Raw genomic sequence first — 22,100 nt, forward strand, 5'->3', positions numbered from 1 at the left:
GGAAGGAGAAGCAGCCGTCGGCTGTTTCTCCTTCCCCCACCTCACAATGATTATCATTCTTATATTTGGTGATTTTTTTGCTTGGAAGTCCCTAACGAGATGTCGTTGTTGTCACTTATGCTTACAGATGTAGGTGAATTGCCTGTCTGTAAATAGTCAGGGCTAATCGCGGCGACTTTCAAGTATGGGCGACTGCTATATGCAGCTTGGACTTTTTCTACCAGCACATCTAACGATAGCGGTTTACCTTGTGGCGTAACTTGCGTCAACCTTTGACCGAGGACAAGATGATAAACTTCTGCATCAAACATCCACAATGTGCCAGTCACACCAATTACCACAATAATTAGTCCCAAAACTAGACCAAGATAACGGTGGAGATAAAATACAAAGTTGCGGAGCCTTTTAGGAGTGATAGTCTGGTTTTGGGAAAGTTTGGTAGATGTCATAACAGATTACTGAAGGACTTTAAATTGGCTGTCAAAATATACTTATTAACTTAAGTGAGGAACGGGTTAAAGACATTCAAAAACAGCAAGTAATAGCGTCCTGACTAGTTAAAACCGCACCGAAATTGATCCCAGCACAGTGAATGGGTCACCAGATTGGATAAAACCATCTGTCTCGAAATACCGCTTGTTAAACAGGTTCTTAAAGTTCAGTCCAAACTGCCAGTTATCTTGTTTGTAGAAAATTGCCGCATCAGCATGAACGTAAGAGGCAACTGTCAGTGTATTAGGTAAAGTAACTTCTCTATCTCCGACATAAAACACTCCTGCACCAAAGCCTAACCCTTTTAAGTTTCCCTTTGGAATTTCGTAACTCATCCATAAACTCGCCCCTTGACTAGGCGCATTTATTAATTTGTCACCAACTGGTAAGTCATTGTCTTCGCTGACAAATGTATCGTTAAAAAACAAAGAAGCAATAATATTCAAGTTTTGTAACGGTTCTCCGGCTAAACTGAATTCAACCCCTCGACTCTTAACTTCACCGATACCAATTGAATAGTTACTATCTTGTGGATCTGTTGTCGGAATGTTTGTCTTTGTAATTTCATAGGCAGCTAAAGTAGCTGATAATTTGTTGTCCAAAAGTTCGGTTTTGATACCAGCTTCATATTGAGTGCCACGAGTGGGTTCAATAATTTCTCCAGTTCTGGTACGAGAGTCATTAGGAACAAAAGACCTGCTATAACTAGCGTAGAGTGATACAGGTTCAATAGGTTGGTAGACAATGCCAATGCGTGGGGAGAAGGCATTACTATCAACTTAATTAGTAGCATTGATGACACTCGGCTCCTCAATATTGATATTATTAAACTCTTGAAAAATGTCTCTTTGTTTATCGAAATCATATCTACCCCCAACTAGCAACTTTAAATTAGGGAGTAACGTGACTTGATCTTGGAGATAGAGGGCAATGGTATTCCGTTCTCTCTTTTGTGATGATAAATAGTTCAACTCTCTAGGAATAGTCGCGCCATAAACTGGCTCAAAGATATCAATAGAATAATCAGCATAGTTATCATCATAATTAAAGTTACCACTAGATTTAGTCCATTCAAGTCCAAACAGTAGTTGATGCTTCACAGTGCCTGTATTAAACTTCCAGATCAAATCATTTTGCAGGGAGTATAGTTGATTGTCATCTGTGCCTGTTTCGTAGAATCTTGGTGCTAATGAACCGTCTAAATCTCCAAAATCTAGCCGAAATGACGAGCGTTTGGAGTTGGTGAACTGAGTAAAAAAGCCGCTGCGAATTTCTAAATTGTCATTAAAGCGATGGGAAATTGTAAAATTAATATTATGAGTGTCACTCTGTTCGCGATCGCCTGGTTCTCCCAAAAAACGGTTACGTGGTAATTGAAAAACTAGCGGGTTTGGTGGAAAACCATTATAAGGCGTTCCATCCTGCCTGATATACTCATAGCCAAAATTCAATGTGCTAGAGTCCCCAATTTTGTAGCTTAGGGTTGGCGCGATTGAAAAGTTTTCCCGATTCACAAAATCAACAAAGCTACCAGAATTTTCATAGCCAATATTGAGGCGATACAACAATCGTTTATCTGTTGTCAGCGGCCCAGAAAAATCGAGTGTGGGGTTGTAGAAGCTGTCGCTGCCAACAATAAATTCGCCTGCGTAGTAAGGTGTTTCTAGCGGTTGTTTTGTCACATAGTTCACCACTCCTCCCGGTTCAAGGTTGCCATATAGCACTGAAGCAGGGCCTTTCAAGACCTCACCTCAACTCGCTCAATATTATTGGACACCGCTGATGCGTTTGCTGGAGTTGTGGATGAACCAGGAAAAGTAAACCCATTTCTCAGAGTGTTTTCTGTAGTAAATCCCCGAATGACGTAATCAGGTGCCAAACTCCGACGATTACCACTAGTCACTACACCCGGTACGTTGCGGAGAGCGTCAGAAAGGCGAGTGATTTTTTGATCCTCAATCACTCGGCGGGGAATCACCTGAATCGATTGGGGAATGTCACGTAATGGGGTATCAGTTTTAGTTGCTGTTGATGCATCCGGTACGCTATATCCTGTGTCTTGCTCACCTGTCACCACCAGTTCAATTGGTTGATCGCCTTCAGCTGATGGTTGACTTGGTTTGGTGTTAGTTTGAGGTGGTTGTTGCGGTGTTGGTTGCGTTTGTGACTGCACAGAAGTCGCAACAGGCGCTACACTAAAAATCAAACCCTCGTCTGGACTGTCAAACAACTCGACTGTTGGTACAAGAGCCTCACCCGTCACTGTCACCCGGATAGTATTTGTATCCAAGTTAGTAACTGTTATCTCAGCAATTCCTGCAAGCGATTTTTCAGAGCGGAATGTGAACGCCTTACCGTTAGGTAAACGCAGTTGGGCGTTAGGAATGTCAGTAATAAAGCTATTATCAACACTACGATTTATGATTTGCAACTGTTGAGCTTTGGATGTTTGTAAAAACACCTCTATACCCTTTTCGGTGGGATTGGCTTTGACTCCCGTAACTTGCACAACTTCTGTTGAGGGCGCTGTTTGGGGTGCTGGCGATTGCACTAGCATAATAGCCCTGGTGAGTTGGTGATCGCTTTCTTGCAGTCGTTTTACTGGTTGGGGTAATTCTTTCCCATATGCTGGAATTGCCAATCCAATCCATCCTGCTATTGCGATCGCTAGCAGTTGCCACAGTTGCTTCGTATTCAAGTTTTCACCTCACACATGGTTTCACAATTCCCACAAACAATTATCAAGAAAAATCCTCATTACTGAGAATAGAAGATTTAGACAATTGAAGTGGCTCTTAGCGGAACCGCCATGACTCTAAGCGGGACGATTCAAATCTCCTGTTTTTGTGTTTCCTTGAAAAACTCACTCGGATTTATGCCAAACCGTTTGCGAAACGCTGCTGCAAAATGGCTGCGATTCGCATAGCCCACCGCGTAGGCAACTTCTGCTACAGTCATTTGCCCTTCTTCCATAAATTTCCTGGCTTGTTCCATCCGATGACTATGCAAATAGCCGAACACCGTTGTATCAAACTCTCGTCGAAAGCCCTCTTTGAGTTTGCGAGTGTTGAGTCCCACTTCTTGAGAAAGTTCTAACAGAGATGGCGGATGTTCTAAGTTGTGGATGAGGATTTCCTTGGCGTAGTGCAGGCGATCACGCTCTTGTGATTTTGATGATGATCTTTGTCTTGGCTGTGGTTCGCTCTGGATGTACTGATCCAAACGTAGCGCCATCAGTTCCAGCACCTTACCTTCTAGATACAACTGCCGTGTTAACCCTTCATAGGGACTAATTCAGGATTTGGTAAATGATTGTACACATTGCAGGTGTGTTAACACCCATTTGGAAACAATCTATATTATCTGAATGTTCAAGAAACTGCCTCAGCTTCGGATCGACCAGTTCTAAACAATGGGCGATCGCATTCACAAATGCCTCAACTGTAATATGAATATCAAATTTCAGAATTCGTTGTCCTGCTTGCCAGTCAACTAACCCACTGATTCCGGGTTCAAATCCAAGACACAGAAAATTTTGTCCTGCAAGTGTCTGCTCAGTGTGATTATCACCCAAAATCATAAAACTGAACTCCAAATCAAATCCAGGTTTTCCAGGAGCAGTTTCTACAACTAAGTTTTCTTGCAGGGTATATTGATCAATCACGAGATAAATTCCAGAGCAAAGCAAGATTATCTGTCGCTTTCCCTGGCTACGCTTGTGCGGATCATCAACAGGGCTTGGGGTGCGATCGCATTACAGTCAACGTAGAGGATCTGTTTACCAACATTGCTGATCACCTCAGCTACTTGCTTTGCTGCTTCAATCGCCGCTGCTGGGACTAGAACTGACAAAATTAGATCAGATTCAATTACCAGTTGCGTCAGGGAACCCACATCTTGGATGTTGGCTGCGGCTGCTAATTGCCGAGTTCGTTCACTGCGATTGTCTAGAGCAGCAATAGTTTTCAATCCATGTTGATTGAGAACAGCTGCGATCGCCTGTCCCATATCACCCGGACTTAAAATACCAATAGTTTGGATAGGCATGGAAAGTTTTATATTTAATTTGTGGCTGACAAGTTAATTCAGGTAATTGAGTCGTCAACAAAATACAATAGATTGATATAGATACCGTGTTTAAATCAAACCACGGATAAGCCTAACAAGCAAGCTATCTGCTGAGAGCTACAGCAGGAGTCTGGAATAAAACAGTCTTCATATCTGGCTTTGAAGTCTAGGTTCTGTACCTCACGCTTGTTGCAAACTGCTTTATATCTAGTACAGCACACGGCGTAAATCCAGCTACTATCTCAATTAACAAGACTTGGGGCTTAAGCCTGAATGGCACTAAGAAAAGCCGAAACGCTTGTGGTTTAAGGCGGTCTGTAATTGTTTGCGTAATTATTGCCGGGGTTTAGTCATGAAAGGGTAAGCTTTGGGGCGGCGTTTTTGAACTCGTGCTTCTGAACTTTGTCTGGGCACAATGACTTTTGGCAAAGATTGGGGCTGAGGAGCCTCTAAAGACAGATGTAAAGTTGTCAGATTTTTGAGACGTTTGTGACGGAGCGCTTGTTGCTTTTTGATCTGATTGAACACGGTCTCTCGCACGACTTGTTAAGCTAATAATCATTCAAATTGCATATCCGTGTCTCCCCTTCTTTGCGTCAGAGCGTCTTTCTAAGGCTAAGGATTATGCAGCTTAAAAGCGAATTAGCTTACAGACCCAGCCAATCAAGAATGTCTTCTTATGCAGCCAGGGCCCACAACCACACAATCTTGGTAATCGACTATCACAAAGACAAGCACCAGCGTAAGGACATCCCCTATGGCAGACCAAGTGAAAGAATTAACGTTACAAACTCCAGTGAGAGTAATTGAGACTTGTCCCGGCTCTCGGTCGGAACCAGCACTGCCCGGTTTTGAGCATCGCTTTGCAACGGTTGATGGCGACAGGCTGCACTACCTCATCGGAGGAAAAACGGGCAAAGATGTAGTGATCCTTGTGGCTGGCTTCCCGGAGAGCTGGTACGCTTGGCGGAAAGTCATGCCGCTCCTCGCCACAGAATACGAGGTCGTCGCTGTAGACCTTCCTGGGCAAGGCGACTCTGACCGTCCTGAAAACGGATATGATACTGAGGCACTCGCTGCCAAGCTTCATAGTTTGCTTCAGCAGATTGGAGTTGAGCGTTATTTCCTTGCTGCTCACGATGTCGGCGCATGGGTCGCCTTCCCCTATGCCGCTCTTTACGGCAAAGAGGTGCGGCGGTTGGCTCTCCTCGATGCTGGTATTCCCGGTGTGACGCTGCCGGACGCTTTGCCGACTGCGCCGGATCGAGCGTGGCGTACTTGGCATTTCGCATTTCACGCGATCCCGGATCTGCCGGAAGTACTGATTGCCGGACGGGAGCGCGAATATCTGAATTGGTTCCTGCGCCGAAAAGTTGCCGATCCATCGATCTTTTCAGATGCAGATATGGAAGAGTATCTACGCGCTTTAGTAGCACCAGGCGGTTTGCGTGCTGGTCTGGCCTACTATCGAGCAGCCGCATTGTCTGCGAAACAAAACCAAGTCCTTATCGCCAAAGGGAAGCTTAAAATGCCAATATTGGCTCTGAGTGCTGATCAAGGATCGATCCCTGATATGTCCTCTTTGCTAAAAAACTTTGCCGATGATGTACACGGTGGTATGGTCGCTCATTGCGGACACTTTCTACCGGAGGAGCAACCAGTCGCAGTAGCGCAGGAGCTGGCTACGTTTTTTTCAAAGTAGCTCTCGAAACGTCAGCAGTAGTCAAGTAAATGCTGGCATGTGTTTTATTTTGTTCACACGTTTGAGAATTATTAAAATCGGGAGCAATTGCAATGGAGAAGAAAGTCGCCATCATCACGGGAGCATCCGGAGGTATTGGACGCGCTGTTGCCACCCGGCTTGCACACGATTGATTTGAAGTTGTTGTACACTATTCTGGCAATGCCAAGAAAGCAAAAGATACTGTCACCGAAATTGAGTCTACCGATGGACATGCGATCGCAGTGCAGGCAAATGTGGCGGATGTGGGGGATGTCGAACGTCTCTGGATTTATTCTTCAAAGGGAAGACCGAAGCGCAAATCGACTACATAACCAAACTTGCCCCCCTGGAACGCATCGGTCAGGTGGAAGATATCGCCAGTGTGGTGTCATTCCTGGCTAGTCCTGATGGGGGTTGGGTCAATGCCCAGGTGCTGCGGGCAAATGGCACCGCCATATAATCCGTTCAGTTGCAACCACATCTTGATCGCGCCGCCAAGATGGTTCAATCTTACCTTGACAGTCACTTGTACTGAGCACAAAGTCTGAGGGCCGCTCTTTGGCGATCAGAACTTTGTAAGAATGACCAAGAAGGGCTTTCGGCGATTCATCCCATACCTAGAAGGAATGGGCTTTCTCGCCGTCTTCCGGTAAATTCTTGGTGGTTGTCCGAATTCAATCAACGACTGTGCGAATTCAATCAACGACTGTGCGAATTCAATCAACGACTGTGCGAATTCAGTAAACGACTGTCCGAATTCAATCAACGACTGTCCGAATTCAAGAGTTAAAGAAGAAAAGGTTGAAACCCTATAATACCGATCGCCGCAACTCTGGAAAAACCCTAGACACCTTACTCAACACATAATCACCATAAGTTCCGCGAAAATCATGAACGTTAGCTTTATCCCAGCGATCGCCTGGATCATTATTCGCTACTATTTTATCTAATTGAATCGGCTTCACTTCCACATCGAAATTGGGATCGAAAAAGAAGGGGAACGAAAGACGATGATTTTGGGACTGGTTCTGTACACGATGAGGTGTAGAACGATACAAACCTCCTGTCATTTTGTCTAGCATATCGCCGATGTTGCAGACAAAGGAACCAGGAACGGGAGGCGCAGCAACCCAACTTGACTTGGATTTAACCTCTAATCCGCCTGAGTCGTCCTGCTTGAGAATGGTCAGAACGCCATAATCAGTATGTTCGCCAACGCCCCATATCGGTTCACCATCTGACGGTGATAAATGAGGAGGATAGTTGAAGATCCGAAACAGCACTAGGGGATCACAAGTGTAACGGTCAGCAAAGTAGGATTCTTCCAATCCCAAACTCAGGGCTATGCCAATCATCAGAATGTGTCCCAAGTTTGTCATCGCCTCCATATATTCAAGCACTGTTTTGCCAAATTGGGGGATGTTGGCGGGGAAAAGGTTGGAACCATGCATAGGAGTACCAGCTTGCACTAGTGGGTGTTCCTCTCCTAGTTCAGCGCCAAAGTAAATACCTTCTTTCAAGTCGGGTTTACCGGATGTCAGTTCGCCACCAACGGGGAAATAACCTCGCCATGCAATACCTGCCAAAGCCATGCGGATTTTAAGTTTAGTTTCCAAATCCTGGGCGAAAAACTGGCGGCTGAGTTCTTCGAGTCGCTGCTGCAAACTTTCGTCCACGCCATGCCCGATAATATAGAAAAATCCCGATTCTTGACACGCTTGTTTGATTTGAGATGCGACGGAATAGCGTAGACGCAAAGCGGCTTCTCGCCAGAGATCGCCTTTTCCAGAAATCAAGGCGCTGATATCAATAATCGGGACGGATGAAAACCCTTTATCCATAACTTGCAAGTTTTTCATGTTCACGTTGGCAATATATATTCTTGGCTCCAGACTATTTGTCTTTTCACATCAGTAATCTTCAACGGTGAGTAGTGAAGTGGAGTGTTGAGTTGGAGTCCTATTCGCTACTTTTCAGGCGGACAAAGTTGCTGCCCTCTTTGGGGAAGTTGCCGACACATTTGCTGGAATCCTTGAGGATTAAATTGCCACCAGGCAAATAATCCCAGACTTGTACCCCCCACAAGCAAAGCCAACACCCCCCCCAGCATTACCAAGCGTTTACCCCGATTAGGTTTTGTAATTAACGTTGGTGGAATTTCTGGGGTTATAAGTGGTTCTTCTGGAAGATCCAAATCTAGATCCAAATCTAGATCCAAATCTAGATCCAAATCTAGATCCAAATCTAGATCCAAATCTAGATCCAAATCTAGCAGCGATCGCGAACTTTCTGTAAAGGAAATTGGTTCTTGTAGTTCTTCTTGTATTTCTGCTTCTATAATCTCTTCTGGCAACGCCGGAGTCACAGGTACTAAGTATTCTGGAGAGACACGGCAATAAGTGAGAACAACCGACGTATTATCACGCCCATTTTTTTCATTTGCCAAGTTAATCCAGTTGCGAACAGCATCTTCAACTGTCAGTTGACCAGTTAACACGGGTTTTGCATAATCCTGCCAAGATTGTTCCACGCAGTTATTATCACTTAAACCATCAGAACACAGTAGCAAGATGCCATCTTCTTCCACAATGAATCGCTGAACCTTGAGACGTAAAGATTCTGCATCTCTTGCCCCCAATGCTTGAGTTAGGGCACTAGCATCTGGTCTAAGAAGTGCCTTTCGATACAAGCTTTTAGCAAAGCGGACTTCCCGCGTTGTGACATCATCATCTACTGTGAGTAGCTGACAATAATTGCGAGTAATCCAATAGGCACGGCTATCGCCAACATTAGCTAAGTAAAGTTCATGGGTATTATTTGATTGCCACCCGGTACTCGTCTGCACTCGTTGTGGAACTTGCAACGCCATTACTATGGTTGTAGCCATGCGTTCTCTGCCTTGGCGTTTTTGTTCGTTATTGCGGGCACAAATCACATTATTTATCACCCGTAAGCTTGCTTCTAATTGTTCCTGCAACAACTCTGGTGGTACAAGTACGGTTTGTTCTGTTACCTCCGTTAGTAAAGCGCGAATTTGCAACTTTACAGACTGCACTGCCAACTTACTGGCAACCTCGCCGCCTTCGTGTCCGCCAATGCCATCGCAAACAATCGACAAATGGGGCAATAACGGTTGATCTAAGTCACTCAAAGTATTGGGGTAGCAAGCGTCTTCATTTTGCGCCATCAATGGGCCAATATCTGTAGAGCCTGCCACCTTCAAGACTAATGGCAATTCTGCCGCCGATGCTAGTAGTAAATTATTGAGTTGAATATTAATAGCCTCTAACTCAACCTCAGTTTCACACATCTGCTGGACTATGTTCTGTAAACCTTTGGCTACTGATGCCTTTGCAGACGCTACCCAAAACTGCCAACACTGCCCCAGATTCTGTAAACTCAGCTTCTGATCTGCTGGTGTTTGGTAGAGTTCCAACAGCCGCACACACCAACCTTGGACTCTCAAGTTGTCTACTACCAGTAAACTGCCGCTAAGTCCCAATTCTGATAAAGGTGTCCAAAGTTGGAGAATTTGCCACAGCCAATAAACTTGTCGTACTGCCGTTGCTTGCTCCCATGCCTCAAGAATAGTTGGATAGATATTTCCTATCTCATTTATCGGCACATTTTCCAATAAGAGGATATCACTTGTATCTTCCTCAAGGTAACTAGCAAACCCATAAGCCTGAGGCAGGTGTAACCGCTCTTGATATAATCGTAGATAAGGAATTACTTCCTTTGGCAATTCTTCAGGTGCATCTGGCGAAAGTCCCGGTTGAGTATCCAGCCAAATCTGAGGACTAATTACCTCATACCTATCTGCTACCTTTGTGCCTGGTGGAATTTGAGCAGACAATGAGCCAGTAGCCCAAAGATAGCGGTGAACCAAGGGAGTTTGGCAACTGGCACAAACACTATCTCCCATAGGATTAATCGGGCTATTACAGGCTGGGTTTATACAATAAATTATCAGTTGAGTAGAAATCATAAAGGTATAAATTTAAAAAACCAATCAACTCATGAATTTCGATTACATTTAGCTGGCAATGACTTGAAGGCTAGAATAGACTGGATTCGTGTACTGCTAGCTACACCTTGTTACTGAAATTAATCAAAATTATTGGTAAAAAGACCAAGTTTTGCTTTCTGTAAATAACTTACGTCTGGGTGTATCTAATCGTATAAATGCATTTACGTCAATGTAGAGTTTAGGATGGCGCTATGCCAAGTTTTACCTTAATCTGGCTTCTGGCAGGAGCAGTTCTGTGTTTAATGGAATTGTTCTTACCATCGGCGTTTGTCGCCTTCATGATGGGAATTAGCGCTTTTGTGGTGGCGCTGCTGTCTGGAGTGGGTTTGGGAAGTGTATGGTTGCAAGTTATAGTTTGGCTGTTGCTTTCCACCACACTGGTTTTGCTTTCCCGGCGGTTTTTGCAACCGCGACAACGCAAATCTAAAATTCGGGATGCAGTTATAGCTGAAACCTTAACAGAAATTCCGCCTGGGAAAACAGGGCGGGTGCTGTATGAGGGAAATTCTTGGCAAGCACGATGTGACGATGACAAATTCACCGTACCACCCCATCAAAGAGTTTATGTGGTCAGGAGAGAAGGTACTACCTTGATTGTGATACCAGAAAATTTGTTGAATTCTTAGGCATTGGGCACTTGTACTGAGCGAACGCAAGAGCGTCTCTAAGAGTTGCCGTTGGCGCAGCCTCTCCAAGAGTTGTATTAGGTTATTCCCCTTATCTCCCCATCTCCCACTCCCCTTTTCTTTGACATTTAATACTTAAAAATCAGGAGATTCACAATGGAACAGTTTTTTTTGCTAGTCTTTTTAGCCCTTGGTGGTTCTGCCGTAGCAGGGTCTGTGAAAGTTGTCAATCAGGGCAATGAAGCTTTGGTGGAAAGATTGGGTAGTTATAACAAAAAACTGGAACCAGGACTAAACTTTGTCATTCCTTTTGTAGATAGAATTGTTTACCAAGGAACTATCCGCGAAAAGGTCTTAGATATTCCTCCCCAACAGTGCATCACCCGTGACAACGTTGGTATTGAGGTGGATGCAGTGTTTTACTGGCGCATCGTGGATATGGAAAAAGCCTGGTATAAGGTAGAAAATCTCCAGTCGGCAATGGTAAACATGGTGCTAACTCAAATTCGCGCCGAAATGGGGCAATTGGAGTTGGATCAAACCTTTACTGCTCGTTCCCACATCAGTGAACTTTTGTTACGGGATTTGGACGTTGCTACCGATCCTTGGGGTGTGAAAGTGACACGGGTAGAACTGCGAGATATTATTCCGTCTCAAGCAGTACGAGAATCGATGGAATTGCAAATGTCGGCAGAACGACGCAAACGGGCAGCAATTTTAACTTCTGAGGGGGAACGCGAATCTGCCGTTAATAGTGCCAGAGGTAAAGCTGAGGCGCAAATATTGGATGCCGAAGCTCGTCAAAAATCGACAATTCTGCAAGCAGAAGCTGAACAAAAGGCGATCGTTCTGAAAGCTCAAGCTGAACGTCAGCAGCAGGTTCTAAAAGCGCAGGCGATCGCAGAGTCGGCAGAAATTATTGCCCAAAAAATCCACACTAACCCCAATGCGAATAAAGCGGTGGAAGTTCTGTTTGCCTTGGGCTATCTGGATATGGGCGCGACAATTGGTAGAAGTGATAGCAGCAAGGTTTTGTTTATAGATCCGCGCACAATCCCTGCTGCTTTTGAGGGTATGCGTTCCGTTATCTCAGATGGTCAGGTTAACTCTAACCCATTGTTTACTCAGCAAATCCCAGGAGTGAACAACCGCCCTAGTTAACCCTCTTCTATTACTCTTACCAAATAAAAAATAGTGGAGTCTATGCGATTGTGGAATAAATTTGGCTGGCAACCAAATCGACAATGTAGTGACTCGTGCTACAAAGCGGTCTATTATGACCAAGGTTGGGACGGTCTACTACTATTTCTAAGATACAAGGTTGGGTTTCGTTCCTCAACCCAACCTTGTATCTTAAAAAGATCGGGATAAATTTTAGGCGATACCTTACGGTAAGCTCGCGCTAACGCACTTCTGGTAATTGTGGAGTCCTCACTACTGCAATGGCCAGTCCGCTGCCGACCTCCGAGTTGCTGTCCGTGCCGACAACAACACGTCGTCAACCAGCCGCGCCATGCGAACTGCATGAGTAAAGTCGGGAGCGGTCGAGGTTCCCAGAGCGATGTCATCGCGAAGGACTGCGTATAATCCCGCGACGTTGGCGGCTGTGTCCGGCATCAATCCGGTCTCGCCGTCGTCCACATGCTGAGGCTCGCCGTTAAGCCAAAGGCGCAGCCGTCCCGACTGGAAACCCCTTGGCGCACCGCCGTCCAGCGCGAGGACGCCCTCTTCCCCAACTACTTCCAGGCGAAACGGCGCCTCAGGGGGGCGACCCCCAGCCACTTCGATCGACAGCGCCCCACCATCGGCGAGGCGCGCCTGCACCAGAAGGTGGTCGGGGCTTGATCGTGCCTGCCGCGCCGCCTCGTCGCCAGTCTGGATTTCGGGGTACTGAATTGTGGTCAACGCAGCCACGTCGTCTAGTGGGCCCAGCACCGTGATGGCGAGATCAAGTGCATGACCGCCGTGGATAGTCACGAGGGTGGCGCCGTTCTCAGCGTTCTCCAGATAGGAATCCGCCGTCGCCACTCTCGGCCCGAAAGCTACGGTGCCAGAGTAGACCCGCGCGCTGAGTAAACGCCCGATCGCACCGGACGCGACCAGATCGCGTGCGCGATGCGCGGCGGGGTTCATCCGCGTCTGAAGACCGATCGCCGTGTGGACTCCTGCGGTGTGGGCGGCTGCCGCAATTTCCTCGGTCTCGGTGATGTTGCGGCCTAGCGGCCACTCGCAGTAGATGTGCTTGCCCGCCGCCAGAGCGCCTAACACCAGATCGCGATGGTTGGGCACGTTGACGCAAACCGCCACGAGGTCAACGTCAGGATCTCGGATCAGGTCTGCTGCGTTGCCATAGGCTGATTTGGCACCGAAGGCTTTGGCGGCCGCGTCGGCTGTCTCCTGGCTGTGGGTGGCGACAGCCGCGAGATGCAATCCTGCAAGCTTTTGAACTGCGGGGACGTGCGACTCCTTCGCCCAGCCGCGATTAGCGCTAGCACCGATGATTCCGATACGTAAAGGTTTTGTCATAGTGCTATCCTCTTGGTGCTTATTGCCGAGCAAGCCTCAACTTAGCGCAGCTGAGTTGGTAACAGCATGGCTTTATGCTGAAGCATTCCCTCACGAAATTGATGCTGTTATTCACGAACAAGAACAAGCTGATGCAATTTTAGATGCTTCTTAAAATATCTTATCGTTGTGCGATCGCCTTATATTTAATCTGACCTATTTGATAAAATTATAATGGCTAGTCAGGGGAATGCGATGTCTACGACGGGCTACGCCTACGCACTAATTGTCGCATTCTTCTAGTGATGGAATAATCAAGTTTTAATAAGTTGTAAATTATGACATTATCTATTCAGCCAACTACACAATTAAGTATAGAAGAGTTCTTAAAACTACCAAAGACCAAACCAGCAAGCGAGTATTTAAACGGGCAAATATCCCAAAAACCTATGCCACAGGGAAAACATAGCACTTTACAAATTGAATTAGCTTCTGCCATAAATCAAGTTGCAAAACCACAAAAATTAGCTTATGCCTTTACTGAACTACGCTGCACGTTTAACGGACTTTCGATAGTACCAGATATTGCTGTGTTTGAATGGCAAAGAATTCCCCTTGATGCAAAAGGTAGTATTGCGAATAAATTTGAGATTCCCCCAGATTGGATAATTGAAATTCTCTCACCAGAACAATCACCAAACCGAGTTATCCGCAAAATTACATTTTCTATTCAAAATGGAGCAAAGCTAGGTTGGTTACTCGATTCTGATGATGAGTCAATCATGATTTTTGAACCCAATAAATTACCAGAATTAAAAGAAAAGCAAGATATTTTACCCGTTTTGAGTGTTTTGGAAAATTGGCAATTAACAGTTGCAGATGTATTTAGTTGGTTGAGTTTTGTTTAAAAAAAGTTCAACTAACTGATACCTATTTATGAAAATGCACATAATTAGCCTGCTTAAGCAGGCTTTGTTCTGGTAGCCCCGGATTTTAGTCTGTGGGAAAATCAAGTGCAACATCACATAGAATTGGTATAACTATTGACCAATTGCAGTAGATTGATTTACCTGGCATTGACTGCACAACCCAAAAAACTCTAGGGTGTGGTAAAAAACTTTAAACTTATGGCTGGATTCTAACTGGTCTTCTAGGTCATGAACGGGGCATTGATTAATCGGAATTGAGACACCGCATTGCAAGCAAGTAAGGTGGTGTTTGTCCTGCTGCGCTAGGCTGTAGAGGGCTTCACCGTTAGCTAAATTCCGCACTTGTACCATGCCTTCAAGTTTTAAGGCTTCTAGGGAGCGGTAAACTGTTGCTAAACCCATACTCTGATTTGTGTTACGTAGTTCTACGTAAATATCCTGGGCAGAAATGCCTTTTTTGATGGTTTTCAGTAGGTTGAAAATACGCTCTTGACTGCGGGTGCGTATGGCTCTCATAGACAATTATTTAAATATGCCACTGTAGTTGAAGCTGTTAGATGGGCTAATTGATCAATTAACTTTAACCGCTTCGTAATCTTATTTTCACTCAGTTGGAACAGAAAGTTATAGTATAGCGATCGCAGCATTCAGCAAAAGCCCGTGCAAACCAAGTATCTAGCCAAAATTTTTGTGACGCTTCGTCCTTCAGTATTAGACCCCGCTGGTGTGGCTGTACAATCCGGTCTTAAGCAACTGGGATACGAGAACGTTGACCAGGTGCGGATTGGCAAGTACATTGAACTCACCATCACCTCGACTGATGAGAAGAAAGCCCGTCAAGACCTTGATCGCATTTGTGACCAAATGCTATCAAATCCCGTAATTGAAAATTACCGCTTTGATTTGATTGAGGTCGAAACACAGACTGGGGTATTTTAGGGATTGGGCATGGGGGAGCCACTGCGCTCTTGGGGTCTCCCCAAGTGGAGCAAGTGGCGTCATTGGGCATGAGGCATTGGTCAAGAATCAATAGTTCTTCTTCCCCTGCCTCCCCTGCCTCCCCTGCCTCCCTTGCTGCCCCTACTCCCCACTCTCTTGACTAATCATGAAATTTGGTGTTGTTGTTTTTCCAGGTTCTAATTGCGATCGCGATGTTGCTTATGTAACCAGAGATTTGCTCTTACAACCGACTCGCATGGTTTGGCATCAAGAAACGGACATTGCTGATTTAGATGTCGTGATCATCCCTGGTGGCTTTAGTTATGGAGATTATTTGCGCTGCGGTGCGATCGCCCGGTTTTCACCTGTGATGCAGCAGGTTGTGGAACACGCCCGAAAAGGTAAGTTTGTCCTCGGTATTTGCAATGGTTTTCAGGTATTAACTGAAGCTGGACTTTTGCCAGGGGTGTTGACTAGAAATCGGGATTTGCATTTTATCTGCGATCGCGTTCCCTTGAAAGTTGAGCGGACTAATCTCTCATGGACGCAGGCTTATACCAATAGTGAAGTTATCACTTTGCCCATTGCCCACGGAGAGGGGCGATTCTACGCTGATAAAGCCACTCTCGCAGAAATTGAAGATCACGGGCAAGTTGTGTTTCGCTATGAAGGGGAGAATCCTAACGGTTCACTGAACAACATTGCCGGGATTTGCGATCGTCAGGGCAATGTGTTGGGAATAATGCCGCACCCTGAAAGGGCATCAGACGCGATGCTAGGGGGTAGCGATGGGTTGAGGTTGTTTCAGGGCTTGCTGGAGAAAATAACAGCATTAGCGTAGAGCAAATATCGGGCGAGTATGTTGGGCCACAGAGCGATCGTTGTCTGAAAGATAGATGAAGATTCTTCTCCAGACGGCGATCGCTCGAATGAATAACTAGCAACTTGGGTTAATATCGCATCTGGTTAATCCAAAATCTGTCTTGGAGAGCCGCCGCTCTGACTTTACGCAAAATCTCAAATTGGCTCACCATCCCCAAGTACCAGAAGCGCCTTTGAATGGCCCAACAATATCACTGGTAACCCAACCGCCGTAGAAGTTACCTGGTTGTGGTTGCACCTCTTCGGCATTCACGTAGCATTTATCCATTATATGAGCGTAAAAAGCTACATAGTGCTTCATAGTTTCAAACGCTGGTGTAGGGTTAGGGTAGAACCAGGCAGCATTATGGACTTCTTTTTCACCAACCCGAATTGTGTAGTAACCAGCACTTCCCTTCCACTCGCAAAAGCTAGACTGCGGTGCCAGCTGCAAATATTCCATTTTGATATCCGCAGGGGGAATGTAGTAAGAAGGAGGATGACTAGTTTCTAAAACACGTTTGGCGTTGTGGGTATCTGCAATTATTACTCCGTTAAAGATTATTTGGATATGTTTACTTGTGTCCTCCAGACGAGGAGGACGAGGGTAATCCCAAACTGATTCTTGTCCGGGAGCGGGTTCGATGCGTTGAGAATTAACCATCGTAAAATTTTGATGTAATTGGTATAACTCTTGTTTTAACGCTAGAAAGTGGTTATACACAAACCTTGCACAATTAACGTACCTCTTTAAGAGTATCAATTTGCTTGGTAAACAACTCAGTGAATAAACTCAGCACAGTCCGGTTTTCACGGACTTTTATATTGGCACTGATGGACATACCTGATTGCAAGGTGACGTTTTTACCCTTAATTACTAAGGATTGTTTATCCAATGAGAGCTTTGCCGGAAATCTATAAAACTGATGTGTTTGGTCTGGCGGTAATGCGTCTGACCCTATCCCAATCACTTCCCCTTTGATATCACCAAACTCGCTGTAAGGAAAGGAGTCAATTCTGACATCTACCTTCATGCCTTTTCGCACAAAACCAATATCTTTGTTAGTGATGAAAACTTCAGCTATATAGTTTTCATTTGGGACAATTTGCAGCAGTTTTGTAGTCGGAGTCGCTACAAATCCAGGGTTTTTTGCTTGTAAATCGAAAACTGTTCCGGCTACAGGCGCACGGAGTTCTTCATATTTAACATTTAACTGTGCTTGAGAGATTTTACTATTGACATCTGCCAAATGCTGCTCATTATCCAGTACAACTTTCATGAATTGGCTATCGATTTCGGCAATGTGCTGTTTGTTCTCAGCTATCTTATCCAAAATGCTTTTATCAGAAAGAGCCACTGTATTGCTTAACTCTTGTCGTCCTTTTTCTATATCAAACTGGAGGCGTTTGTGTTCCTCACCTAGTTGTGCTACTTCTGCCGTGCGGTTTTGTACTTCTTGTTGCTGGTTGAGATACTGAAGTTGAGAAATGCCACCTTCTTCTGCTAATATCTTCAGCTTATCTAAAACGTGCTGTTGAATAGCTAAACTTGCTTTACTATCTTCCAGCTTAAATTGATTTTGACTAAGTTGTTTTTTGGTTTTTTCTACTTCTAATTCCGCCGCCGCAGACCGAGAATCTAATTCTCTTTTGGCAACTCGTAGACGTTGCTGTTCATCAATACCCAGCGCAGAATCTTGACCAGAATTTTTTAATTGAGTCCGTAATAATTCATTTTCTCCTACTAAAGCTGCCCGACTTTTCAGCAAAAAAGCAGTTTCTTGTGGCAAATTACCGCGCAAATATAACAGTTCAGACCCCGTGGCGGTACTTGCACCCAACAATCGGCGATAAATCTGGTTTTCTTTAATTAATGCAAGGCGAATTTTATAAAAAGAATTTAATTCAGCAACAGAAGCGATGGAATCAAAAGTCAGCAGTGGATCTCCTGGCTTTACCTCTTGTCCATCTTTTACATAAACCGTTTTCACCACTCCACTAACAGGAGCCTGAACATCTTTGACTGTTCCTTGCGGTTTTAATTGCCCTGTTGCTGGTACTACTTGCTCAATTTTTGCAAAATAAGCCCAAGCAATTGCAAAACAGGCTAGTCCCATTAGGGTGACCATGATTGTCCGCGACCAAATTGGAGATTGGCGCAAGACAACTGATTGCTCAAATTCCCGACTATTTGAGTTAATTAATGGCTCTTGAGCAGCTTTCTGTTGTTTTGTAAGTACCCGTGAATCTTGCTTTGCTCCGTTTTTATGATTACCGTTTTTATGATTGCCGTTGAGGTGATTCCCATTTAATTGAGTCATAACGATTTTGGATTTTGGACTTGTCGTGAGCGTTCAGTCGAACGATTTTGGATTTTTTGTAGGGTGGGCACTATTTATCGATACCGAAAACCAGAATTTTGATATTTGTGACAGTGCCTAATCTACGCTGATTGCTACATCTATGGAATGTTGGTCAAACTGAAAATCCTTTGATGCCATGCCCCCAGCCATGACTAATTACAAATTCACATCTTGTTGCTGATATAGGTAATAATAATGACCTTTAGTTGCCATTAATTCGTGATGGCTGCCTTGTTCTATAACCCTGCTATTATCCATCACGACGATCATATCTGCATTACTCACAGTATTCAGTCGGTGGGTAATAAAAAATACTGTATCACCCTTGAATGCTTTGGCTAAATTGAGACATATTTGCCGTTCTGTGGGATAATCTAATGCGCTAGTTGCTTCATCTAAAACTAATAATTTTGGTCGTTGTAAAACAGAGCGGGCGATCGCAATTCTTTGTCGTTGTCCACCTGAAAGTGCAGAACCCCGTTCTCCCACCCGCGTGTTGTAACCGTTGGGCAAGTTCATCACAAATTCGTGGGCGCACGCAACTTGAGCCGCTTCGATAATTTCTTCGGTTGTCGCATCGGGATTCGTCAGAGCAATATTTTCCTGAACGCTGCCGTCAAACAATAATGTTTCTTGGGGAACTACGCCAATTTGCCGTCGCAGTGAATAAAGTTCCACTTTGGCAATATCATAACCATCAATCAAAATTCTGCCGGACTCGGTTTCGTAAAGTCTGAGCAGTAACTTCATCATCGTACTTTTACCAGAGCCACTTTGTCCGACAATGCCGACAAATTTCCCTGGCGCAAATTCGAGGTTGACATTAGAAAGTTGTAAAGGGCCACTTGTGCCAAAGCGGAAGGAAACATTTTCGTATTTCACTGCCCCCTTAATCGTAGGCAAGGGTATATTGTAGCGGTCTGTTTCTCCTTCTTGTGGTGTATCGACAATATCGCTTAAACGTTCTAAAGATAATGCAGTTTCTTGGAAGCTTTGCCAGAGTTGAGCCAAGCGTAATATTGGGCTGGTGACGTAACCCGATATAATCCTAAAGGCAATTAATTCGCCTAAAGTTAATTGTTGTTGCAGTACTAGATAAGCTCCTACCCACAAAACTAGTAAGCTGCTGAGTTTGTTGAGAAAGTTGCTGGTGGAGTTAGCAAGGGTGGAAGTCACAACGGTTTTAAAACCAGCGGCGACAAACCGAGCGTAACGCTCTTGCCAGGAAAAGCGCGATCGCAATTCGATATTTTGTGCTTTTACTGTTTGAATGCCTGACATCACCTCTACTAAATAAGATTGAGTTTCGGCGTTGCGTTCGGCTTTGGCACGTAACTGTCTGCTAATGCTGGGAGAAGCGATTAAGATCACAATGATAAACACTGGAATCGTGCTTAAGCCTACCAAGGTAAGTTGCCAACTGTAAATCAGCATCACACCGATATAGACCACCGAAAACAGAGCATCTAACCCCACTGTTAAAGCAGTACCAGTCAAGAATTGACGGATATTTTCTAATTCGTTGATCCGAGTGGAAAGTTCACCCACCGGTCGGCGTTCAAAGTAGCGCAGCGGTAGACGTAGTAAGTGGTCGATGATTTCCGACCCTAAACCCATATCGATCCGATTAGTGGTATCGACAAATAAGTAGGTTCGTAAGGTAGTCAACACTGCTTCAAATAGCCCGACTACTAATAGCAAAACACCTAAGATATGTAGAGTCCCAATACTATTTTGAGTGATAACTTTGTCGATAATTAACTGGACAACCAGCGGATTTGCCAAGGCTGCCAACTGCACGAAAAAGGAAGCGACAAAGACCTCTATAAGGACTCGACGGTAGCGTGACAAATAGGGCAGAAACCACCGTAAACTAAAGCGCTCTTGGGGTGTTTCTTTGGTAGCACTGAGCAGTAATACCCTGACTTGGGGCGGAAAGTTGGTTGGATCAACATCTAATTGTTCAACCAATTGAGCGGGTTTGCAGCGGACAATTCCTTGGGATGGGACACCCACAACCATAGTATTTGCATCCGCTGCATATAAAACGGCAAAACTATCATCATAGCGAATCAATGCCGGTGTAGGGATGCGCGTCACTGAAGCGATTGGTAGCTCTATTAACTGCGCCTTCAGTCCGATTAACTCTGCTAGGTAAGCAGTAACTTGAAACGATATAATACCCTGACGTTTGACTTGCTCAGTTAAGATGCGGCGAACCACTTCTCGACGAAACGGCATTTCTAAATGCTTCGCGATCATTTGGAAGCAGGCGAAGGCTGTATTTAATTCTCCCTTACCACTAAAAAACGGGTATTTAAGTTTTGACGAACTATTACTATTTGAGGTATCGGGGGCTGTCTGTGGAACTATTTCGTCCGATGCGTAGGGAATATCCAGTTCGTCTTGGCTATCTGATTTGGTGTCACTTACCGCAAGTACTATCTGATGACTATCTTCCAACATCAAATCTGACGGATGTATACCAAGCAACCGGGCGGGGTTTTGACCTATGACCTGGATCTTGTCTCTGTCATCGGATGATTCTAGGCGATCGCCAGGTGAGAAATTCGTTACTGTACCACCACCACTCACAAACCAGACGCTTTCGTTATCCAGTTGGTTGAATGAAGTTTTCCCTGAAGGGAGGTAATGAATTTTCGCATGTGGTAAGGCGTTTTCTGCCAGTTCTTTGAGATTTAAAGTCGCGATCGCTTGCTTTTGCCAATAGGAACTGAGAATATCGAAAACTTCCATCAAATAACTGCGGTTCTTGCGGGCTTCGGCAAAAGCTGGGTATAAAGCGATAAAACTAAAATATGCCGATGCATTCAAGGTTAAACATACTACTTCGGTGGAGGCGATCGCTGTCTCACAGGCGATATCGCGCAACAAACCAATTTCGCCGATAATTTCCCCAGGTTGGAGTAATTTTAGCGTGATTGGCATTTGCGTCTGGGGGTCATATCCCAACAGGCGCACTTGTCCTTCATAAATTATGGTGATGCGTTCTGGGAGACTTTCTTTTCCGATGATTTTCTGACCTATCCGATAGCGCCAGGCTTGCAGCTGTTCTGATAGATTAGCGATCGCCTCATCTGGTAATTGGTCAAACCCTTCTAGGGTGGTGATAAATTCGGGAAAAGCGTTCTTAATATAAGTCATATAAGACAAGTCGAAGGTAAAAGTGAGGAATAAAGTCGAAAATATTAGGGACTATTTCTTTTACTAACAGTGGCAGTGTTTGGTTTTATGCCAGCAGCAGCAATACTTCTGTGGCATTCAGTGTGCTTAAATATGTAGAAGCACAGAAGGCAGGTTCGTCTAATTGCAGACCTGCATTCAGATCACATTACAACTGTTATCCGTTATTCAAAACAAAAGTTTAAATAGATCGAGGAAAACTTCTCACTTCCTTCACAGTACATAATTTATACTATCTTAAAATTAAGATTTAGCATTGCAAGTATGCAACATGGATACTGATCATCAAACCAAAACACAGAAACACGGTTGTTAAACACTAGTGTTGCATATTTTAATTTATGATAATCAACATGAAAT

Annotated in this window: 22 protein-coding genes and 1 pseudogene; 9 read left to right on the forward strand and 14 right to left on the reverse strand. The window is 44.7% G+C overall.

The window, feature by feature from the left end; translation table 11 throughout:
* Positions 1-59: 59 nt before the first annotated feature.
* The 7 genes and pseudogenes from V7K49_RS01395 to V7K49_RS01425 all read right to left on the reverse strand — a co-directional run bounded on the left by V7K49_RS01395 (position 60) and on the right by V7K49_RS01425 (position 5,088).
* On the reverse strand, positions 60-449 hold the full coding sequence (locus V7K49_RS01395) for a PepSY-associated TM helix domain-containing protein (RefSeq protein ID WP_335204226.1): 390 nt from the start codon (positions 447-449) through the stop codon (positions 60-62).
* A 108-nt stretch (positions 450-557) separates the two neighbouring features.
* Positions 558-2,216 (reverse strand): annotated as a pseudogene (locus V7K49_RS01400) (TonB-dependent siderophore receptor).
* 14 nt (positions 2,217-2,230) lie between these two features.
* On the reverse strand, positions 2,231-3,190 hold the full coding sequence (locus tag V7K49_RS01405) for an AMIN domain-containing protein (RefSeq protein WP_335204227.1): 960 nt from the start codon (positions 3,188-3,190) through the stop codon (positions 2,231-2,233).
* Positions 3,191-3,321: 131 nt separating this feature from the next.
* Positions 3,322-3,756 carry a helix-turn-helix transcriptional regulator gene (locus V7K49_RS01410; RefSeq protein WP_335204228.1) on the reverse strand — a complete coding sequence of 145 codons (435 nt, stop codon included), beginning with the start codon at positions 3,754-3,756 and terminating at the stop codon, positions 3,322-3,324.
* Positions 3,757-3,781: 25 nt separating this feature from the next.
* A complete protein-coding gene (locus V7K49_RS01415; RefSeq protein ID WP_335204229.1) occupies positions 3,782-4,156 on the reverse strand; it encodes a hypothetical protein in 375 nt (124 codons plus the stop codon).
* Positions 4,157-4,182: 26 nt separating this feature from the next.
* On the reverse strand, positions 4,183-4,539 hold the full coding sequence (locus tag V7K49_RS01420; protein WP_335204230.1) for an NAD(P)-binding domain-containing protein: 357 nt from the start codon (positions 4,537-4,539) through the stop codon (positions 4,183-4,185).
* Positions 4,540-4,893: 354 nt separating this feature from the next.
* The gene (locus V7K49_RS01425) at positions 4,894-5,088 is read right to left on the reverse strand and encodes a hypothetical protein (protein ID WP_335204231.1); all 195 of its coding nucleotides are present in this window, start codon (positions 5,086-5,088) and stop codon (positions 4,894-4,896) included.
* A gap of 229 nt (positions 5,089-5,317) precedes the next feature.
* On the opposite strand from V7K49_RS01425, the gene V7K49_RS01430 reads away from it, so the two are divergent.
* The 3 genes from V7K49_RS01430 (at position 5,318) to V7K49_RS34470 (ending at position 6,743) form a co-directional block, all read left to right on the forward strand.
* Complete coding sequence (locus V7K49_RS01430; protein WP_335204233.1) at positions 5,318-6,262, forward strand: alpha/beta fold hydrolase; 945 nt, start codon at positions 5,318-5,320, stop codon at positions 6,260-6,262.
* 201 nt (positions 6,263-6,463) lie between these two features.
* Complete coding sequence (locus V7K49_RS01435; protein ID WP_335204235.1) at positions 6,464-6,685, forward strand: hypothetical protein; 222 nt, start codon at positions 6,464-6,466, stop codon at positions 6,683-6,685.
* Positions 6,648-6,743, forward strand: a complete 96-nt coding sequence (locus V7K49_RS34470; protein ID WP_442948625.1) for a hypothetical protein — start codon at positions 6,648-6,650, stop codon at positions 6,741-6,743. Before V7K49_RS01435 ends, V7K49_RS34470 begins: the two co-directional genes overlap by 38 nt.
* Positions 6,744-7,092: 349 nt before the next feature.
* Here the strand turns inward: V7K49_RS34470 and V7K49_RS01440 are convergent, their stop codons facing one another.
* Entirely contained in the window at positions 7,093-8,142 is a 1,050-nt protein-coding gene (locus V7K49_RS01440) for an isopenicillin N synthase family dioxygenase (protein ID WP_335204236.1), read from the reverse strand.
* 107 nt (positions 8,143-8,249) lie between these two features.
* Complete coding sequence (locus tag V7K49_RS01445; protein ID WP_335204237.1) at positions 8,250-10,271, reverse strand: protein phosphatase 2C domain-containing protein; 2,022 nt, start codon at positions 10,269-10,271, stop codon at positions 8,250-8,252.
* 233 nt (positions 10,272-10,504) lie between these two features.
* Here V7K49_RS01445 and V7K49_RS01450 point away from each other — a divergent pair, with 233 nt between their 5' ends.
* Positions 10,505-10,939, forward strand: coding sequence for an NfeD family protein (locus V7K49_RS01450; protein ID WP_334722522.1), 435 nt, complete (start codon positions 10,505-10,507; stop codon positions 10,937-10,939).
* Positions 10,940-11,095: 156 nt separating this feature from the next.
* A complete protein-coding gene (locus tag V7K49_RS01455; protein ID WP_335204238.1) occupies positions 11,096-12,100 on the forward strand; it encodes an SPFH domain-containing protein in 1,005 nt (334 codons plus the stop codon).
* 273 nt (positions 12,101-12,373) lie between these two features.
* Here V7K49_RS01455 and V7K49_RS01460 read toward each other — a convergent pair whose 3' ends face one another.
* Positions 12,374-13,465 (reverse strand): Gfo/Idh/MocA family protein, encoded by a 1,092-nt coding sequence (locus tag V7K49_RS01460; protein WP_335204239.1) that lies wholly within the window; start codon positions 13,463-13,465, stop codon positions 12,374-12,376.
* A 22-nt stretch (positions 13,466-13,487) separates the two neighbouring features.
* Between V7K49_RS01460 and V7K49_RS01465 the strand changes: the two genes are divergently transcribed.
* Both V7K49_RS01465 and V7K49_RS01470 read left to right on the forward strand, forming a co-directional pair.
* A complete protein-coding gene (locus V7K49_RS01465) occupies positions 13,488-13,619 on the forward strand; it encodes a hypothetical protein (protein ID WP_335204240.1) in 132 nt (43 codons plus the stop codon).
* Positions 13,620-13,782: 163 nt separating this feature from the next.
* Positions 13,783-14,352, forward strand: a complete 570-nt coding sequence (locus V7K49_RS01470) for a Uma2 family endonuclease (RefSeq protein WP_335204241.1) — start codon at positions 13,783-13,785, stop codon at positions 14,350-14,352.
* Positions 14,353-14,484: 132 nt separating this feature from the next.
* On the opposite strand, the gene V7K49_RS01475 is transcribed toward V7K49_RS01470, so the two are convergent.
* Positions 14,485-14,889, reverse strand: a complete 405-nt coding sequence (locus tag V7K49_RS01475; protein WP_335067832.1) for a Fur family transcriptional regulator — start codon at positions 14,887-14,889, stop codon at positions 14,485-14,487.
* Between the two features lie 144 nt (positions 14,890-15,033).
* On the opposite strand from V7K49_RS01475, the gene purS reads away from it, so the two are divergent.
* Together purS and purQ are read left to right on the forward strand one after the other, a co-directional pair.
* Positions 15,034-15,312, forward strand: a complete 279-nt coding sequence (purS, locus tag V7K49_RS01480; RefSeq protein ID WP_322721273.1) for a phosphoribosylformylglycinamidine synthase subunit PurS — start codon at positions 15,034-15,036, stop codon at positions 15,310-15,312.
* 166 nt (positions 15,313-15,478) lie between these two features.
* Entirely contained in the window at positions 15,479-16,153 is a 675-nt protein-coding gene (gene purQ, locus V7K49_RS01485; protein ID WP_335204242.1) for a phosphoribosylformylglycinamidine synthase subunit PurQ, read from the forward strand.
* A gap of 186 nt (positions 16,154-16,339) precedes the next feature.
* Here the strand turns inward: purQ and V7K49_RS01490 are convergent, their stop codons facing one another.
* The 3 genes from V7K49_RS01490 to V7K49_RS01500 form a co-directional block, all read right to left on the reverse strand.
* Positions 16,340-16,837 (reverse strand): DUF427 domain-containing protein, encoded by a 498-nt coding sequence (locus tag V7K49_RS01490; protein WP_335204243.1) that lies wholly within the window; start codon positions 16,835-16,837, stop codon positions 16,340-16,342.
* 73 nt (positions 16,838-16,910) lie between these two features.
* On the reverse strand, positions 16,911-18,494 hold the full coding sequence (locus V7K49_RS01495) for an HlyD family efflux transporter periplasmic adaptor subunit (RefSeq protein WP_334865731.1): 1,584 nt from the start codon (positions 18,492-18,494) through the stop codon (positions 16,911-16,913).
* A gap of 198 nt (positions 18,495-18,692) precedes the next feature.
* A complete protein-coding gene (locus tag V7K49_RS01500) occupies positions 18,693-21,701 on the reverse strand; it encodes a peptidase domain-containing ABC transporter (protein ID WP_335204244.1) in 3,009 nt (1,002 codons plus the stop codon).
* Positions 21,702-22,100: the final 399 nt, after the last annotated feature.

Source organism: Nostoc sp., assembly GCF_036919675.1.
GTDB lineage: Bacteria > Cyanobacteriota > Cyanobacteriia > Cyanobacteriales > Nostocaceae > Nostoc.

Coding starts and splice junctions, on each gene's coding strand:
- V7K49_RS01440 (WP_335204236.1), bottom strand. CDS start 8,142: ATGAAAAACTTGCAAGTTATGGATAAAGGGTTTTCATCCGTCCCGATT.
- V7K49_RS01420 (WP_335204230.1), bottom strand. CDS start 4,539: ATGCCTATCCAAACTATTGGTATTTTAAGTCCGGGTGATATGGGACAG.
- purQ (WP_335204242.1), top strand. CDS start 15,479: ATGAAATTTGGTGTTGTTGTTTTTCCAGGTTCTAATTGCGATCGCGAT.
- V7K49_RS01395 (WP_335204226.1), bottom strand. CDS start 449: ATGACATCTACCAAACTTTCCCAAAACCAGACTATCACTCCTAAAAGG.
- V7K49_RS01475 (WP_335067832.1), bottom strand. CDS start 14,889: ATGAGAGCCATACGCACCCGCAGTCAAGAGCGTATTTTCAACCTACTG.
- V7K49_RS01445 (WP_335204237.1), bottom strand. CDS start 10,271: ATGATTTCTACTCAACTGATAATTTATTGTATAAACCCAGCCTGTAAT.
- V7K49_RS01460 (WP_335204239.1), bottom strand. CDS start 13,465: ATGACAAAACCTTTACGTATCGGAATCATCGGTGCTAGCGCTAATCGC.
- V7K49_RS01470 (WP_335204241.1), top strand. CDS start 13,783: ATGACATTATCTATTCAGCCAACTACACAATTAAGTATAGAAGAGTTC.
- V7K49_RS01455 (WP_335204238.1), top strand. CDS start 11,096: ATGGAACAGTTTTTTTTGCTAGTCTTTTTAGCCCTTGGTGGTTCTGCC.
- V7K49_RS01450 (WP_334722522.1), top strand. CDS start 10,505: ATGCCAAGTTTTACCTTAATCTGGCTTCTGGCAGGAGCAGTTCTGTGT.
- V7K49_RS01500 (WP_335204244.1), bottom strand. CDS start 21,701: ATGACTTATATTAAGAACGCTTTTCCCGAATTTATCACCACCCTAGAA.
- V7K49_RS01495 (WP_334865731.1), bottom strand. CDS start 18,494: ATGACTCAATTAAATGGGAATCACCTCAACGGCAATCATAAAAACGGT.
- V7K49_RS01430 (WP_335204233.1), top strand. CDS start 5,318: ATGGCAGACCAAGTGAAAGAATTAACGTTACAAACTCCAGTGAGAGTA.
- V7K49_RS01490 (WP_335204243.1), bottom strand. CDS start 16,837: ATGGTTAATTCTCAACGCATCGAACCCGCTCCCGGACAAGAATCAGTT.
- V7K49_RS01435 (WP_335204235.1), top strand. CDS start 6,464: ATGCCAAGAAAGCAAAAGATACTGTCACCGAAATTGAGTCTACCGATG.